The organism is Kineosporia sp. R_H_3 (genome assembly GCF_002198675.1).
GTDB lineage: Bacteria > Actinomycetota > Actinomycetes > Actinomycetales > Kineosporiaceae > R-H-3.
The window spans coordinates 18,942-35,209 of the sequence record NZ_MWLL01000143.1 but is presented as its reverse complement, the minus strand read 5'-3'; the positions used below and the strand labels follow the sequence as shown (position 1 = coordinate 35,209).

General features: G+C 75.4%; 14 protein-coding genes. 9 read left to right on the top strand and 5 right to left on the bottom strand.

Annotation, left to right across the window (positions count from 1 at the left end):
* From ECOMGDLI_RS14535 to ECOMGDLI_RS14525, 3 genes are all read left to right on the top strand, one after another.
* Positions 1-246, top strand: a 246-nt coding sequence (locus ECOMGDLI_RS14535) for a sigma factor-like helix-turn-helix DNA-binding protein (RefSeq protein ID WP_304441395.1), incomplete at its 5' end; no start/stop codon positions are given.
* Complete coding sequence (locus ECOMGDLI_RS14530) at positions 243-977, top strand: hypothetical protein (RefSeq protein WP_088317543.1); 735 nt, start codon at positions 243-245, stop codon at positions 975-977. The genes ECOMGDLI_RS14535 and ECOMGDLI_RS14530, both read left to right, overlap by 4 nt.
* 126 nt (positions 978-1,103) lie before the next feature.
* Positions 1,104-1,556, top strand: a complete 453-nt coding sequence (locus tag ECOMGDLI_RS14525; RefSeq protein ID WP_198954860.1) for a ubiquinol-cytochrome c reductase iron-sulfur subunit — start codon at positions 1,104-1,106, stop codon at positions 1,554-1,556.
* Between the two features lie 61 nt (positions 1,557-1,617).
* Here the strand turns inward: ECOMGDLI_RS14525 and ECOMGDLI_RS14520 are convergent, their stop codons facing one another.
* Entirely contained in the window at positions 1,618-3,450 is a 1,833-nt protein-coding gene (locus ECOMGDLI_RS14520) for a metallophosphoesterase (protein WP_088317542.1), read from the bottom strand.
* A gap of 226 nt (positions 3,451-3,676) precedes the next feature.
* Between ECOMGDLI_RS14520 and ECOMGDLI_RS14515 the strand changes: the two genes are divergently transcribed.
* The 4 genes from ECOMGDLI_RS14515 (at position 3,677) to ECOMGDLI_RS14500 (ending at position 8,379) form a co-directional block, all read left to right on the top strand.
* The gene (locus ECOMGDLI_RS14515) at positions 3,677-4,069 is read left to right on the top strand and encodes a hypothetical protein (RefSeq protein ID WP_088317541.1); all 393 of its coding nucleotides are present in this window, start codon (positions 3,677-3,679) and stop codon (positions 4,067-4,069) included.
* A 182-nt stretch (positions 4,070-4,251) separates the two neighbouring features.
* Complete coding sequence (locus ECOMGDLI_RS14510) at positions 4,252-4,533, top strand: DUF2795 domain-containing protein (RefSeq protein WP_088317540.1); 282 nt, start codon at positions 4,252-4,254, stop codon at positions 4,531-4,533.
* A 70-nt stretch (positions 4,534-4,603) separates the two neighbouring features.
* The gene (locus ECOMGDLI_RS14505) at positions 4,604-5,914 is read left to right on the top strand and encodes a DNA polymerase domain-containing protein (RefSeq protein WP_198954859.1); all 1,311 of its coding nucleotides are present in this window, start codon (positions 4,604-4,606) and stop codon (positions 5,912-5,914) included.
* 107 nt (positions 5,915-6,021) lie between these two features.
* Positions 6,022-8,379 carry an EAL domain-containing protein gene (locus ECOMGDLI_RS14500; protein ID WP_143447714.1) on the top strand — a complete coding sequence of 786 codons (2,358 nt, stop codon included), beginning with the start codon at positions 6,022-6,024 and terminating at the stop codon, positions 8,377-8,379.
* On the opposite strand, the gene ECOMGDLI_RS14495 is transcribed toward ECOMGDLI_RS14500, so the two are convergent.
* Complete coding sequence (locus tag ECOMGDLI_RS14495; RefSeq protein WP_198954858.1) at positions 8,366-8,764, bottom strand: thioesterase family protein; 399 nt, start codon at positions 8,762-8,764, stop codon at positions 8,366-8,368. The two genes, ECOMGDLI_RS14500 and ECOMGDLI_RS14495, sit on opposite strands and share 14 nt — an antisense overlap.
* Positions 8,765-8,829: 65 nt before the next feature.
* Here ECOMGDLI_RS14495 and ECOMGDLI_RS14490 point away from each other — a divergent pair, with 65 nt between their 5' ends.
* Together ECOMGDLI_RS14490 and ECOMGDLI_RS14485 are read left to right on the top strand one after the other, a co-directional pair.
* Entirely contained in the window at positions 8,830-10,122 is a 1,293-nt protein-coding gene (locus tag ECOMGDLI_RS14490; protein ID WP_143447713.1) for a DUF3604 domain-containing protein, read from the top strand.
* A gap of 60 nt (positions 10,123-10,182) precedes the next feature.
* Positions 10,183-12,525 (top strand): EAL domain-containing protein, encoded by a 2,343-nt coding sequence (locus tag ECOMGDLI_RS14485; protein ID WP_088317536.1) that lies wholly within the window; start codon positions 10,183-10,185, stop codon positions 12,523-12,525.
* Here the strand turns inward: ECOMGDLI_RS14485 and ECOMGDLI_RS14480 are convergent.
* The 3 genes from ECOMGDLI_RS14480 to ECOMGDLI_RS14470 all read right to left on the bottom strand — a co-directional run bounded on the left by ECOMGDLI_RS14480 (position 12,503) and on the right by ECOMGDLI_RS14470 (position 16,228).
* Positions 12,503-12,937, bottom strand: a complete 435-nt coding sequence (locus ECOMGDLI_RS14480; protein ID WP_088317535.1) for an OsmC family peroxiredoxin — start codon at positions 12,935-12,937, stop codon at positions 12,503-12,505. The genes ECOMGDLI_RS14485 and ECOMGDLI_RS14480 overlap by 23 nt on opposite strands.
* Positions 12,938-13,019: 82 nt before the next feature.
* Positions 13,020-15,464, bottom strand: a complete 2,445-nt coding sequence (locus tag ECOMGDLI_RS14475) for a glycoside hydrolase family 65 protein (protein ID WP_088317534.1) — start codon at positions 15,462-15,464, stop codon at positions 13,020-13,022.
* The gene (locus ECOMGDLI_RS14470; protein ID WP_088317533.1) at positions 15,461-16,228 is read right to left on the bottom strand and encodes an HAD family phosphatase; all 768 of its coding nucleotides are present in this window, start codon (positions 16,226-16,228) and stop codon (positions 15,461-15,463) included. The genes ECOMGDLI_RS14475 and ECOMGDLI_RS14470 overlap by 4 nt, the downstream gene beginning before the upstream one ends.
* Between the last annotated feature and the right edge of the window lie 40 nt (positions 16,229-16,268).

Genomic DNA, 16,268 nt, shown 5'->3' with positions numbered 1-16,268 from the left:
GTGCTCGCGGCCGGCGGCGTCGACGAGATGCTCGACCGGGTGCTCCTCGCGCACGGGATGGCCGAGGCCCTGACCACGCTGACGACCGACCACCGCGCCGTCCTCGAGCACCTCTACTTCCGGGACCGCAGCGTGGCCGAGACGGCCGCCCGGCTGGGCATCCCCGAGGGCACGGTGAAGTCCCGCGCCTACTACGCGCTGCGGGCGCTGCGGGTCGCCTGCGAGGAGCGGGGGCTCGTGCCGTGACCGCGAGCCCCCTGAGCCCGATGCCGAACGGCTCGTCCGCGAGCGGCTGCGCCGCCCTCCGGGAGGACGCCGCCGTCGCCCTGCTGCGCGGCGAGCCGCTGCCGGACGCCGTCCGCGAGCACCAGGCGCTGTGCCCGGCGTGCCGCGACGAGTTCGTCCGGCTCGCGGCGCTGCCCGCGCTCCTCGACGTCATGCGGGACGAGACCGTGCCGCACGCCGAGGTGCCCGACGAGGCGCTGCTGCGGCGGACCCTGGACGAGATGCGGCACCGGCGCCAGCACCGCCGCCGGCTGACCGTCCTCGTCGCGGCGGCCGCCGCGCTGCTGCTCGCCGTCCCCGCCGGCGTCCTCGTCGTCCGGGAGCTCACCGAGACCTACGAGGGCCGGGAGGTCGTCCAGCCCGGTGACGTCCTCGTGGCGGAGGGCACGGCGCAGGACGCCGCGTCCCCGGTCGGGGCCGACGTCCACGTGCTCGCGCACGGCGAGGGCCGCGGCAGCATCCTCGTCGTCGCCCCGTGGGGGCTGACCTCGGGCACGACGTGCCGGATCGAGCTCGTCGACTCCGGCGGCTGGACGCACCCGGTGCAGACGTGGGTCGTCCCGGCGGGCTACAAGCGCGGCTGGAAGGCCCGGGTGCCGGTGACCGTGGCGCCGAAGGAGGTCGCGGACGTCAAGCTCGTCGACGACGCGACCGGGGCCGTCCTGCTCACGGTGCCGGTGCGCTCCGTCTGACCGCGAGCCGACCGCCCGGTTCACGCAATCGCAACCTGTGAATCCCCTGAATCCTCGAACCGAGCCCCTGATCATGGCGTTGCCTCGGTCAAGAGACGAACTCTGACGTCCCTAGGAGGACCACTCGTGGAGCAGCAGGAACTCACCACCCCCGACCGTCGCAGCGTCATGCAGGTGTGCGGCCTCATCAGCCTCGGCCTGCTCGGCGTGCCGACCCTCGTGGCGTGCGGGAGCGACGACGAGTCGTCCGACACCACCGGCGGCGGCACCGCGGCGGCCGGCGCCGCCGGCACCGTCCTCGCCAAGCTCGCCGACATCCCGGTCGGCGGTGCGCTCGTGACCAAGGGCGCCGACGGCAAGCCGATCGCGCTCGTCCAGGCGACCGCCGGCACGGTCACCGCGGTGAGCGCCGTCTGCACCCACCAGGGGACGACGGTCGCGGCCGCGAGCGGTGAGCTGGACTGCCCGTCGCACGGCTCGAAGTTCGGCTTCGACGGCGCCGTGAAGAACGGCCCGGCGACGACCCCGCTGGCCGCCGTCGCGGTCAAGGTCGACGGCGAGAACGTGGTCTCCGCCTGACCACCCGCTCCGTGCACAGGGCCCGCCCCCTCTGGGCGGGCCCTGCCTGCTGCCGGGCCGATCAGCGCTCGACGACCACCGGCGGCTCGACGAGCCGGACGGCGGGCAGCCCGCCCGCCGGCACCGGCCGGGCGTGGACGCCGGGCTGGTGCGTCGCCGCGCCGTCGACGGCGACGACGTCCCAGTCCCGGCAGACCGTCGTCACGGCGAGCGGGTACAGCGTGAGCCGGCCGTCGGCGTCCACCCGGATCCGCAGGAAGCCCTTGTAGTCCTCGACGGACTGCGCCGACATCTGCCACGAGGCCACGGTGTGGTTGCGGGCCACGAGGATGTAGACCGCGAGCGCCTCGCACGCGACGAGCCCGGTGACGAGCACCGTCGCGCCGAAGGCGACCCCGAGGACGACCCAGTCCGGCCAGCCCGTCGGCCACGGCACGGCGAGCACCGCGGCGAACGACGCCGACGAGACGACGAGCTGGAGGACGACGGCGAGGAGCACCTCGCCGGGGCGGCGCGGCGCCCGGCCGCGCAGCAGCGGCAGCAGGACCGCGACGGCCACCGCGACCGCGAGCCAGACCGCGGTCTGCCAGCCGAGGTCGAGCGCGTCGCGCGGGGACGCGTTGCGCAGCACGAGCACGGGGTTGCTCCGCTGGACGAGCCCGAGCACGAACGCCTGGAGCAGCAGCGCCACCGCGTGCACGCCGCCGAGCAGCCGCCACAGGCCCGGGTTGCGGAAGGCGAGGCCGTGCGGCGGCCCGCCGAGCAGGCCCCGCACGAGCCGGCGGGAGAGCGGGGCGTCCGGCCAGCGGGCCACGAGGTCGAAGTCGGCCGGCTCGTCCGGCGAGGCCATCTTCGAGCCCGGCGCCGGGAGCACGAGCCGCTCGGGCAGCCGATGCGTCTCGGCGAGGTAGGCGCCGCCGAGCCCGCACGTGACGAGCTGGCGCGGCGGCAGGTCGTCGATCTGCTCGGCGTACCGGGCGTAGTGGTGCCGGTCGCCGGTCAGCCACAGCCGCACGCTCGCGCCCGTCGGCGTCGTCCGTCCGTCGTCGTCGGTGTGGCAGCGGACGACCTCGCGCTCGAAGAAGTGCAGGGAGTTGAAGGCGTCCGGGTCGTCCTCGGCGGTGTGCACCCAGGTCGGCGTCGGGGCGCAGACGACGACGGCGTCGCCCGGCTCGAGGTGCGCGGACAGGTTGCGGCGGAAGTACTCCAGCTGCGGGCCGTCGAGGTAGGTGCCGAGCTGGGTGTCGACACCGACGAGCCACCACTTCGCCGGCAGCCGCACGGCGAAGTAGCTGCGGGTCTGCTCGGACCGCCACCCGCCGACCATCCGCCGCTGGGCGAACACCCGCAGGAACGCCGTGAGGCCGTCGTACCAGTCGTGGTTGCCCGGCAGGGCGTAGACGGCGGGCTCGCGCTCGCCGGGAGCCAGCGCACCGGGCTCCCACGCCGCGCGCATGAGGGACTTGAGCCGGTCCTCGTAGTTGCTCGTCGACGAGACCGGGTAGACCTCGTCCCCGCCGAGGACGAGCGCCCGCCCGCGGGGGAGCGAGACCGGGCGTGCGGCGGCGGAGCCCGCCGGGACGCCGTCCGGCGGCAGGACGTCGACCCGGGGCGCCGCGAGCAGGCTCACCATCGTGTACGTCGGGTCGAACCCGTCGCCGGTGTCGGCCATGTAGTCCCACCAGACCCCGCCGTCCGGGTCCGCGGGGACGGACAGCGGCGTCGCGGGCAGCGCGGCCTGCGTCTCGCGCCGGTCGGTGTAGTCGGCGAACAGCGATCCGAGCCCGGCGGTGACCGCCGTCCGGGCCAGCTCGACCGGCGACAGCCAGCGCACCTGGTCCTGCGGCGTGAACCCGAGCTCCTTCGACCGGCGGCGCAACGCGGTGACGTCCACCCGTCCGATCATGCCCGCGCCGGGGGCGCTCCGAGCGGTTTCGCGGCATCCGGGGCGGATCCTCCCGGGACGCCCGCGTCCGGCGGGTATCCCGCGAGGACGTCGCGACCTCCTCGTCGCATCCGCTCAGGTCGGCGGCCCGGCGTCCGACGTGGGTACCCGTAGGACGTGCGGGCCAGGGGTCCGGACGACGCGACGGCGGGGCGTGGCCCGCAGGAGGAACCTCATGGACGCCAGCTGCGGGACCGGTCGGCCCCGACCCTTCACGGACGACGCGGCGGCCGGCTGCGCGCCGGTGCTGCTGCTCCACGAGCAGCTGCGCGGCACCCGGGCCGGTCGGCGCTGGGAGCGGATCGCGCGGGCGCACCGGCTCGAGATCGAGGCGCTCGCCGTCGTCCACCCCGACCTCGGCGCGCGCGCCGGCCGGGCGATCCGGCTGCTCGCCGCGGTGGCGGGCTGCTCGGACCACATCGACGACACGACGCTGGACGCCGTCCGCGCCGTCCTCGACGACCTCGACCGGCTCGGGACGTTCGAGCTGCGCCGTGACGCGCAGTCCCTGCGCGACGAGCTCGCCTACGTGCGCGGCCACAGCTTCGCCGAGCTCATCACCGGCTGAGCCGGGCCCGCGGGTTCTCCGGACGACGCCCCCGCGGGCGCCGGGTCGGGCACCATGGTCGGACCGCCCCCGGGCGGGACGTCCCGGGGAGGCAGGGTGGCGGCCGCGTGGCCCGCAGCCGCCGCCCGCCCCCTTGCGGCGCAGCGTGTTTGGTCCCGCGAGCGGCCGGGTATGCACCAGTCATGAGCGACCAGGGATACGACGACGAGTTCACCGGCCGGCGCAGCGGCACCACGGGCAGCGTCCCCCGGGCCGACGTCGACACCCGGGCGGAGGTCGCACGGGCCCTCGGCAAGGAGGTCTACCCGGCGCAGCGCGAGGCGCTCGTGCTCCGGGCCGTCGACAACCACGCCTCCGAGGACGTCGTCACGCTCCTCGGATCGCTGCCGCCCGGCGAGACCTTCGAGAACGTCCAGGACGTCGCCCAGGCGCTCGGGCTCGTGGTGGAGGGCCCGCGACGCTGACCAGGACGCTGACCAGGACGCCGCCCATGACACTGGCCAGGACGTCCTGACCTGACCGTAGGGTGGGCCGATGGCAGCCGGATCGTCGTCCGTGACGCTCGAGGTCGCCGGGCGCGAGGTCAAGGTCTCGAGCCCGGACAAGGTCGTGTTCCCGCAGGTGCTCCTCGACGGGCCCGCGGGACCGGCCCCGGTGACCAAGCTCGACCTCGTCCGCTACTACCTCGCGGTCGCCGACGGCGCCCTGCGCGGGGTCGCGGGCCGGCCGATGATCCTCAAGCGCTTCGTCAAGGGCATCGACGAGGAGGCCTTCTTCCAGAAGCGGGTCCCGTCGAACAAGCCGGACTGGCTCGACTCGGTGACGCTGCACTACCGGTCGGGGACCTCGGCCGAGGAGGTCGTCGTCCGGGACGCCGCCGGGCTGGCCTGGGTCGTCAACCTCGGCTGCGTCGACCTCAACCCGCACCCGGTCCGGGCCGAGGACCTCGACCGCCCCGACGAGCTGCGCATCGACCTCGACCCGCTGCCCGGCGTCCCGTGGGAGCAGACCGTCGAGGTCGCCCTCGTCGTCCGCGAGGTGCTCGCCGACCACGGCCTCGTCGGCTGGCCGAAGACGTCCGGGTCCCGCGGCTTCCACATCTACGCGCGGGTCGACCCGCTGTGGCCGTACCCGCAGGTGCGGCTCGCGGCGCAGAGCGTGGCGCGCGAGGTCGAGAACCGCGCGCCGGACCTCGCGACGAGCCGGTGGTGGAAGGAGGAGCGCGAGGGCGTCTTCGTCGACTTCAACCAGAACGCCAAGGACCGCACGGTCGCGTCGGCGTACTCGGTCCGGCCGACCGCCGACGCCCGGGTCTCGACACCTCTGACGTGGGACGAGGTCCCGGGCTGCCGGCCCGAGCGGTTCACGCTGCCCGCCGTCCTCGCCCGGTACGCCGAGCTCGGCGACCCCTGGGCCGGCATCGGGACCGCGGCCGGCTCGCTCGAGCCGCTGCTCGCCCTCGCCGAACGGCTCGGCCCGGCCGAGAAGCCGCCGCGCGGCTCCGGGACGCCGGACGGCCGCCGCCGGTCGACGATGCCGCTCGTCGAGGTGGCCCGGACGAAGACCAAACCCGAGGCGCTCGAGGCGCTCGAGCGCTGGAAGGCCCGGCACCCGGACGTCGTCCCGCTGCTCGAGCCGGCCGACGTCCTCGTCGACGGCATGCGCGGCAGCAGCTCGGTCTGGTACCGGGTGCGGGTCAACCTCCAGCACGTCCCGGAGGCGGACCGGCCGGAGCAGGGCCCGTTGGAGGCCGACTACGACCCGTGGGTCCGGATGCGTGAGCGGATGGCCGCGTACGAGGCGGAGCGGGCCACGACGGCCGACGACGAACGGGACAAGCCGTAGATCCACGTCGGACCGGGGTGAAACACTCATGTCACTGCACCCGACGGCCGACGGGCATTGTGACCGAGATCGTGCCTCGGTGTCTCCCGACCAGAAGGGACAGCGCCGTGCCGGAGCCTCGCCGCCTGCGGTCGATGGCCGGCGCCCCTGCCGGGCCCGCCGGCGCCCGGGACGAGGACGAGCTGCCCACGCAGCCGGGGTGGGAACGGCTGGCGCGGATCGTCCGCAACGCACCGGTCGCCCTCGTCGAGGTCGACGCCCACCAGCGGGTCCTCACGTGGAACCTCGCGGCCGAGTCGCTCTTCGGCTGGCGGGCGTCCGAGGTCGTCGGCGGCCCGAACCCGCTGATCCCGGACGACCCCGGCCCCGATCCGGGCGCCGTCCCCAGGCAGGGGTCCCCCGCCCTGGACCAGAGCCTGCAGGAGCAGCGGGCCAGGGCCGGCGAAGCGGCCGTCGGGCACCGCTACGAGGCCCGGCGGCTGCACAAGGACGGCCACCTCGTCGACGTCGAGGTGCTGCTGTCGGCCGTCACCGACGGCGCGGGCCGCGTGACGAGCTGGATCGCGGCGTTCACGGACCACAGCGAGCGCACGATGCTGCGGGCCGGGCTCGACGCCCGGATGCGGCAGCAGGCCGCGGTCGCGGCGCTCGGCCAGACCGCCCTCGGTGCCCACACCCTCGAGCCTGTGATCGACGCGGCGATCGCCGCCGTCGTCAGCACCCTGGACCTCGTCGCCGCCGCGGCGGTGCGGCGGGAGCCCGACGGCGCGCTCCGGTTCGTCGCGACGCGCGGCTACGCCATCCCGGAGGACAGGCACACGTACGCCGACGCCGAGGCCCGCGACGGGCTGCCGCTCGCCTGGCAGGTCGTGACCTCCGGGACGCCGATCGTCCTCGACGACATCGAGGCGCCGGACGTGCCGCTGCCCGCGTGGGCCGTCCGGCTCCTGCGCGACACCGGGGTCCGGAGCACCGCGTGCGTGCCGATCGGCGGCCTGGCCGCCCCCTGGGGCGCCGTCTCCGCGCACTCCGGGCGGGCCGGCTCGTTCACCGGCGACGACCTGGTCTTCCTGCACTCGGTGGCGAACGTCGTGGCCGAGGCCGCCGCGCGCTGCGAGATCGAGGCGGAGGTCCGGCACCGCGCGACGCACGACGCCCTCACCGGGCTGCCGAACCGCGAGACGCTCGGGGAGCGTCTCGCGGAGGTGCTGGCGGCCCCGCGGTCGGCCCGCGACGAGGGGACGTGCGCCCTGCTCCTCATCGACCTCGACGGCTTCAAGGACGTCAACGACTCGCAGGGGCACCAGGTCGGCGACGCCGTCCTGCGCCAGGTGGCGACCCGGCTGCGCGGCCGGATGCGCTCCTCGGACATGGTGGCCCGCCTGGGCGGCGACGAGTTCGCCGTCGTCCTGCGACGGCTGCCCGGTCCCGAGCACGCGACGTGGGTCGCCGCCGACCTCGGCAGCCTGCTGCGGCTGCCCTTCACATCGCCCGCCGGGCCGATCGGGCTCGCCGGCAGCATCGGCATCGCGATCTCCGCGCCCGGCGGCTGCGACCCCTTCGAGCTCCTGCGCCGCGCCGACACCGCGATGTACCGGGCGAAGCGCGAGCGCTGCGGCCACGCCGTCCACGACCCCCGCACCGACGACGGCACGACCTCGCGGCTGAGCCTCGTCTCGGACCTGCGGGCCGCGCTCGAGGACGACGCGCTCACCGTGCACTACCAACCGGTCGTCGACCTCGGCACGCGCGACGTGACGGGCGTCGAGGCACTCGTGCGGTGGACGCACCCCACCCTGGGCCCGCAGTCACCGGGCGACTTCGTCGCGCTCGCGGAGTCCAGCGGGCTCGCCGGCGACCTCACCGACCTCGTCCTGCGGCACACCACGCGGCAATGGGTCCGCTGGACCCGGGACGGCTTCCGCGTCCCGATCGCGGTCAACCTCCCGCCGATGCTCCTGCGGGACGACGGGTACGCCGGCTACTTCCTGCGGTCGGTCGCCGCGTCGGGGATGCCGGTGGAGATGCTCCGCGTCGAGGTGACGGAGTCGGCGCTCGCCCACGACGCCGCCGTCGACGTCCTGCGCGAGCTGCGGGGGCGGGGCATCCGGGTCGCGATCGACGACTTCGGCACCGGCTGGTCGTCGCTCGGCCGGCTCAAGCAGCTGCCCGTCGACACGATCAAGATCGACCGGTCGTTCGTCACGGGGCTCGTCGACGACCGCCGGGACGCCGCGATCGTCCGGTCCGTCGTCGCCCTCGCCGAGGAGCTGGGGCTGCGGACGATCGCCGAGGGCGTCGAGACCGCCGCCGTGGAGGCCGCCCTCGCCGACCTCGGCGTGGACCGGGCGCAGGGCTACCTCTACGCCAGGCCGCTGCCGGCCGCGGAGCTGCGGACGTGGTACACGGCCTGGCGGGCGGACCACCCGGTACCGCCGCCCGGCCCGTCGCTCACGCCGGGCTGAGCAGCGCCCGGATCCGGTCGGGGATCGGCGTCTTCTCGTTGCCCTGGGCGGTGACGAGCACGTAGACCGTCCGGCCGCGGCACAGGCTCACGCCGTCCCGGACGACGTCGAAGGTCAGCGTGAAGCTCGTCCGGCCGACGGCCGCGACGTCGACCTCGACGTGGGCGGTGTCGCCGTAGCCGAGCCCGCCCGACCAGTCGAGCTCGGTCCGCACGAGCATGACGTCGTACCCGCCCGCGATGAGGTCGGTGTACGGCAGGCCGCGCGCCGCGAGGAAGGCCGTCATCGCGTCGTCGAAGTACGCCAGGTACCAGGCGTTGAAGACGACGCCCTGCCGGTCGACCTCGAGGTACCGGGGGCTCAGCGGGTGACGGTACGGCTCCACGCCGCGGAGCATAGGCGCTGCCCCGGCGCAGCCGCTGCTGCCGGGCATCGGTAGGGTCGCAGCACGTGAGCACCCACCGGACCGATGGGCAGACCGACCAGCGCCCCGCGGACGACCCGTGGCGCCGGTCCCGGCTCGTTGGGGTGCCCGAGGCCGGGCAGGCCGGCAGGGACGCCGCGGTGCTGCACGCGATCCAGGCCGACCTGCACAACCACTCCCTGAACTCCGACGGTCTCGGTGACCCCGAGCGGGCCTTCGCGCAGATGCGGGCCGCCGGGCTCGACGCCGCCGCGCTCACCGACCACGCGTCGACCCCCCGCGACCTCGTCGCGACCCTGTCGCTCGAGCAGTACCCGACCCGGGACGCGCTCGCCCTCGGCCGGCTCACGCCGAGGTCCATCGACGACGCGAAGTGGCTGCGGGTCGGGCAGGTCGCCGACCACCACGACGCCCCCGGCGAGTTCACCGCCGTCCGCGGCTTCGAGTGGACCGAGCCCTGGCTCGGCCACGTCAACGTCTGGTTCTCCGACGGCTTCGTCCCGGTGCTCACCCCCGGCTCGACGGCCGGCGTCCACGAGTTCCTCGCCCGCGAGGAGCGCACGGCGCTCTTCGGCTACAACCACCCCGGCCGCGAACCCGGCCGGCTGCACAACTTCGCCGTCCCCGGTCCCGACCTCGACCCGGGGGCGACGCTCCCGCCGCGCCTCGTCGCGACGGAGGTCTTCAACCGCACCGAGGACTTCCTCTTCGGCGGCTACGCCGAGCGGCTGCCGTCGCCGGTCGTCGACGTCCTCGACGCCGGCTGGCGGCCGGGGCTCACCGGCTCCAGCGACGAGCACGGCCGGTCGTACGGCCTCGTCGGCAAGGGCCGCACCGGGCTGTGGGTCCGCGAGCTGAGCCGCGAGGGCGTCCGGGAGGCGCTCGAGTCGCGCCGCACGTTCGCGACGCGGGAGGTCCGGCTGCGCCTGGACGCCGCGCTCGACGGCGTCCGGATGGGCGGCCGGTTCGACGCCGGCCGGCCGGGCGGCCGGCGCACCCTCGTCGTCGACGTCGAGCTGCCGGACGGCGCGGGCCGCCCCGTCGAGCTCCAGCTGCTCACGTCGGCGCACCCGGAGGGGACCGCACCGGCGGCCCCGAACACGGTGCGCCCGACCGACCCCGCGGACGCCGGCGTCCGCGTCGTGGCGCGAATCCCGGCCCGGCTCGGCGAGCTCGTCGTCACCGACGTCGACGTGCCGGACGACGCCGCCTGGCTGCTCCTGCGGGTCGCCGACCCGGCCCGCCGGTACGGCGCCGCGGCACCGCGCGACCACCCCGCGAACTGCTGGGGCCTGGCGTACGGGAGTCCCTGGTCCTGAGGCCCGACCGACCTGGGCATTCCCGCGATCTTGACCTTCGAGTTGACGTAACGTAACCGCGTGATCGCAGTCGGGCTCGTCGCGGCCCTCGAACGGCTGCGCCCGGTGGTCGACCTCGTCCCCGCCGCCTTCGTCGCCGTCGACGCGGACGAGCACGTCACCGTCTGGAACCCGGCCGCCGAGCAGCTGTTCGGGTGGCGTGCCGCCGACGTCCTCGGCGCGCCCGACCCGACGCTCGGCCCCGGCGGCCAGGCCGGCACCGATCTGCTCGGCACCCCGCACGAGGTGACGCGCCGGCGCAGCGACGGCGACGAGATCGCCCTGACCGTCGTCACCCAGGCCCTCCACGACGCCCAGGGCCTGCCGGCCGGCCGGCTCAGCGTCTTCGCCGGCGGGGCCGAGCGCCGCCGGCTCGAGCTGCAGCTCGCCGTCCGGGCCAAGCAGCAGGTCGCGGTCGTCCGGCTCGGGGAGGTGGCGCTCGGGGCGACCTCGATGGCCGACGTCTCCGCCGAGGCGGTGCGGACCGTCGCCACGACGATCGGTCTGCCGGCGACGGTGCTCCTGCGGGCGACGGCATCCGGCCGGGGCCGGGTCGGGCACCTCCTCACCGCGGCGGTCGCGGCGCCGGGCTGGGCCACGGCGGCGCCCTGGGCCGTCGGGGAGCCGGCGCTCGCCGGAGCCGCCACTGCACGGAGGGCGCTCGCGACCCGGCAGGCGGTCGTCACCGATCTGGACGACGGCACCGACCTGGACGACGGCACAGACCTGGACGACGGCACCGGCGCGGACGACGGCGGACCGCCGCGGGACGACGACCCGCTGCGCGCGGAGGGCGTCCGGGCGCTCGCGGCGGTCGTCGTCGGCCCGCCGAGCGACCCGTGGGGCGTGCTCCTCGCGACGGCGCACGACCGGGACCGCTTCGGCGACGACGACCTGTGGTTCCTCCAGGCCGTCGCCGGCATCGTGGCGGCCGCCGACGCCCGGCGCACCGCGGAGGCCGAGGTCCGGCACCGGGCGCTGCACGACGCGCTGACCGGTCTGCCGAACCGGGAGATGCTCCTGGAGCAGACGACCCACGTCCTCGACGAGGGCCGCCGTACCCGGCGCGCGAGCGCCCTCCTGCTCGTCGACCTCGACGGCTTCAAGGACGTCAACGACTCGCACGGGCACCAGGCGGGCGACCGGGTGCTCGTCCAGGTCGCCGACCGGGTCCGGGTCGCGATCGGCGCGCGCGGGCTCGTCGCCCGGCTCGGCGGTGACGAGTTCGCCGTCCTGCTCGGCGGCCTGGAGTCGGCGCTCGACGCGCGGGGCGTCGCCGAGGACCTGCTCGCGGCCCTCGACACGCCGTGCACGACGCCCGGTGGCACTGCACGGATCGGCGGCAGCGTCGGGATCGCGCTCGCGCCGACGCAGGGCGACGACCCGACGACGCTGCTCATGCGGGCGGACCTCGCGATGTACCGGGCCAAGCGCGAGCGGCTCGGCTACGCGCTCTTCGACGCCCGCCGGGACCACGACGCGAGCGGCCGGCTGGCGCTCGTCACCGAGCTGCGGGCCGCGCTCGAGGACGGCACGGTCCGGGTCGAGTACCAGCCGTTCGTCGCGCTGCGGACGCACACGGTGCAGGGCGCCGAGGCGCTCGTCCGCTGGTCGAGCCCGCGCCTCGGGCCGCAGGCCCCGGCCGACTTCGTCCGGCTCGCCGAGCAGGCGGGCCTCATCGAGGAGCTCACGACGTACGTGCTGCAGGCCGCCGCCCGGCAGGCCGCGGCGTGGCGCGACACGGGAGCCGACCTCGCGGTCTCCGTCAACGTCTCCCCCGTCGCGCTCGCGGCACCGGGCGTGGACGGCCTCGTGCTGGACTGCATCGAACGGCACGGTCTCGGCCCGGACCGGCTCCGCCTGGAGGTCACCGAGTCCTCGCTGGCGAACGACGCCGCCGTCGCCGCGATCGAACGTCTGGCCCGGCGGCGGGTGCGGATCGCCATCGACGACTTCGGGACCGGCTACTCCTCGCTCTCGCGGCTCAAGCGGCTGCCGGTGAGCACCGTGAAGGTCGACCGCTCGTTCGTCCAGGACCTCGCGGACGACCCCCGGGACGCCGCGATGCTCCGCGCGATCGTGACGCTGTCCCGCGACCTCGGGCTGCGGGTCGTCGCCGAGGGCGTCGAGACGGTCCGCGCCGCGCGGGCCGTGACCGACCTCGGCGTGCATCACGGCCAGGGGCTGCTCTACGCGCCGGCGATGTCCGTCGAGGCGTTCGCCGCGTGGGCGGACCGGTGGGCGCTGGGCGGCTGGCCCTGCTGCGCCCCGGACGACCGCGTGGCGCCGGGCACCGGCCCGGCGCCACGCGTGGTGGACCTGCGGAGCACCGCCCCCGACGTCAGCCCTGCACGTCGAGAGTGATCGTCGTCCCGGTGAGCGCCTTGCTCACCGGGCAGCTGTTCTTCGCGTCCTCGGCGACGCCCGCGAACGTCGCGGCGTCGAGCCCGCTCGCCCCGCCCCGCACGTGGAGCACGATGCCGCTGATCCGGAACCCGCCCGCCGGGTCGGGTGCGAGCGAGACGTCGGCGGAGACGTCGAGCGAGATGTCCGTGCCGCCGGCCTGGCCGAGCAGCGCGGAGAACTGCATCGCGTAGCAGGCGCTGTGCGCCGCGGCGATGAGCTCCTCGGGGCTCGTGACGCCCTCGGCGTCGTCGGCCGCACGGCGCGGGAACGAGACGTCGTACGAGCCGGCCTTGGAGCTCGAGAGCTCGACGCGGCCGGCGCCGTCCTGCAGTCCGCCGGACCACGTCGTCGTCGCGGAACGGGTGGGCATGGGGTTCTCCTTCGATCAGGTGCGGTGGGCGCCTCCATGCAACCCCGGGATCGCCGTCCGCGCCCGTCGGACCGGACGCCGGTCAGCGCCGCCGCGGTGCGCGGCCCGGCGGCTGGTGGACGGCCGGCGGCGGGAGCTCGAGCGGCGGCACCGGCAGCGTGACCGGCTCGCCGGAGTGCAGGGTGAGCGTCGTGCCGTGGTGGACGATGTCGATGCTCCGGCCGTCGTCGACGAGCTCGTAGGTGGCCCGGGCGCCGTCCGTGGTGACGTGCAGGTAGAGCCCGCGGTGCCGGATGCGGAAGCTCATCCGGGTGATCCGTGGCGGCAGCCGGGGCGCGAAGATCAGCGTGCCGTCGTGGTCGCGCATGCCGCCGAACCCGGAGACGAGCGCCGTCCACGCCCCGGCGAGCGAGGCGATGTGCAGGCCGTCGCGGGTGTTGTTCTGCAGGTCGTGCAGGTCCATGAAGGCCGCCTCGCACGCGTAGTCGTACGCGAGGTCGAGGCAGCCGACCTCGGCCGCGAGCACCGCCTGGGTGCAGGCCGAGAGCGACGAGTCCCGCACGGTGATCGCCTCGTAGTAGGCGAAGTTCGCCGCCTTCTCCTGCGGGGTGAAGGCGTCCCCGCGCAGGTGCATCGCGAGCACGAGGTCGGCCTGCTTGCAGACCTGGCGGCGGTACAGCTCGAAGTACGGGTGGTGGAGCATGAGCGGGTGCTCCCCGCGGGACGCCGCGAAGTCCCACGGCTCGTGCCGGGTGAAGCCGCGGGACTGCTCGTGCACCCCGAGGTCGGCGTCGAACGGCAGCACGACGGCGTCCGCGCGCTCGCGCCAGCCGGCGACCTCCGCGGCGTCGACGCCGAGCGCGGCGGCGCCGTCCCGGTAGTTCGTCGCGGCGATCGCTGCGGCCCGCAGGTTCCGCTGCGCCATGAGCAGCGTGTAGGCGTTGTCGTCCGCGACGGCCGAGTACTCGTCGGGGCCCGTGACGCCGTCCACGTGGAAGCAGCCGTCGCGGCCGATGTGGCCCAGGCTCGTCCACAGCCGCGCGGTCTCGACGAGCAGCTCCAGACCGGCTCCGGCGTCGAAGTCGTCGTCGCGCACGGCGTCGTGGTAGCGGATCACGGCGTCCGCGACGTCGGCGTTGATGTGGAAGGCCGCGGTCCCCGCGGGCCAGTAGCCGGAGCACTCCTCGCCCGTGATGGTCCGCCACGGGAAGGCCGCACCGGCCAGACCGAGCTGGCGGGCCCGTTCCTTCGCCTTCGGCAGGGTCGCGTGCCGCCAGCGCAGGGCGTCGGCGACCGCGGGCGGCCACGTGTGCGCGAGCATCGGCAGCACGAAGGTCTCGGTGTCCCAGAAGGTGTGGCCGTCGTACCCGGTGCCGGTGAGGCCCTTGGCGCCGATCGGCCGCTCCTCCGCGCGCACCGCCGCCTGGAGCACGCCGTAGAGCGCGAACCGGACGGCCTGCTGGAGCGCGGGGTCGCCCTCGATCTCGACGTCCGCGCCGGCCCAGAACCCGTCGAGGAACGCTCGCTGGTCCTTCAGCAGACCGGGCCAGCCGGTGTGCCGGGCCCCGGTGAGGGCGGCGGCGACCTGGTCCCGCAGGGCGGGGGTCGAGCGCAGCGACGACCAGCCGTAGCTGACGAGCTTGACGACGCGCAGCCGCTGCCCGGGGGCGAGCGCCGCGGTGAAGGTGACGCGCGCCCAGTCCGGCTGGGCCTGCGAGGTCACGGCGACCTCGACGCCGTCCGCGTCGTCGCCGACGACCTCGACGACGTGGTCCATCGCCGCCGCGACACCGATCGCGCTGGCCCGGGTGCGGTGCAGCAGGCTCGCCCACGTGCCGCGGACCTCGTGCTCGACGGCGTCGAAGGGCGCGTTGAGCGCCGCGGCGACCCGCGGGTCGTCACCGGCCGGGGGCAGGTCCTCGTTGGCGACGAGCTCGGACTGGACGACGACCCGCGCGGGCGCGCCGACCGGTTCCACCTCGTACGCGATCGCGAGGACGGAGCGGTGCGTCAGCGAGACGAGCCGGGTCGTCGTGACCTTCACGGTCTTGTCGGCGGGGGACGTCCACTCGACGTCGCGCGCGAGCGTCCCGGCGCGCAGGTCGAGCCGGCGCTCGTGCCGGTGCAGCGTGCCGTAGCGGACGTCGAACGGCTCGTCGTCGACGAGCAGCCGGATGATCTTGCCGTTGGTCACGTCGACGACGGTCTGGCCCGACTCGGGGTACCCGTAGCCCGCCTCGGCGTACGGCAGCGGCCGCTTCTCGTGCACGGAGTTCAGGTAGGTGCCGGGCAGCGCGTGCGGCTCGCCCTCCTCGAGGTTGCCGCGGACGCCGACGTGCCCGTTCGACAGCGCGAAGACCGACTCGGTCCGCGCGAGGACGTCGAGCCGCAGCACCGGCTCGGTGACCGCCCACGGCTCGACGGTGAAGACGTCCTCGGTCTGCGAGCCGTCGGCCGACCCGTCGGCGGGCGCGGCGTAGCGCCGGCCCGGCTGCGCGACGGGGACGCCGTAGAGCGGGGTCGTCATCGGCCGAGCAGGTCGGAGAGGTCGGCGACGACGACGTCCGCGCCGTGGGCGCGCAGCGCGTCGGCCTGGTCGGACCGGTCGACGCCGACGACGACCGCGAAGCCGCCCGCGTGCCCGGCCTCGACCCCGGCGAGGGCGTCCTCGAACACCGCGGCCTTGCGGGCGGGGACGTCGAGCGCGGCGGCACCGGCGAGGAACGTGTCCGGGGCCGGCTTGCCGCGCAGGTTCCGCTCGCGGGCGACGCCGGCGTCGATCCGGGCGTCGAAGAGGTCCTCGATGCCCGTCACCCGCAGCACATCCGCGGTGTTCGCGGACGACGACACGACCGCCGTCCGCAGGCCGCCGGCCCGCACCGCCCGGACGTACTCGACCGACCCGTCGTAGACCGAGACGCCGTCCTCGCGGATCCGGCGCACGACGATGTCGTTCTTGAGCTTCCCCAGACCCGTGACGGTGGCCGCACCCGGCTCGTCGTCGTCCGACCCCTCGGGCAGGTCGATGCCGCGGGAGGCGAGGAACGCCCGGGTGCCGTCGGCGCGCGGCATCCCGTCGACGTACGCCTCGTAGTCGTCCTCGGGGTCGAACGGCACGAACTCCTCGCCGCTGCGCTCGGCGCGGGTCCGCAGGAAGGCGTCGAACATCTCCTTCCAGGCCGCGGCGTGCACGGTGGCCGTCCGGGTCAGCACGCCGTCGAGGTCGAACAGGCACGCCTCGACCCCGTCCGGCAGGCCGAAGCGGGTGGCGAGGGCAGGGCTCGTGGTCATGCGACCAGCACAGCACCGGCCGGTTCGGGCCGCCCTTCGA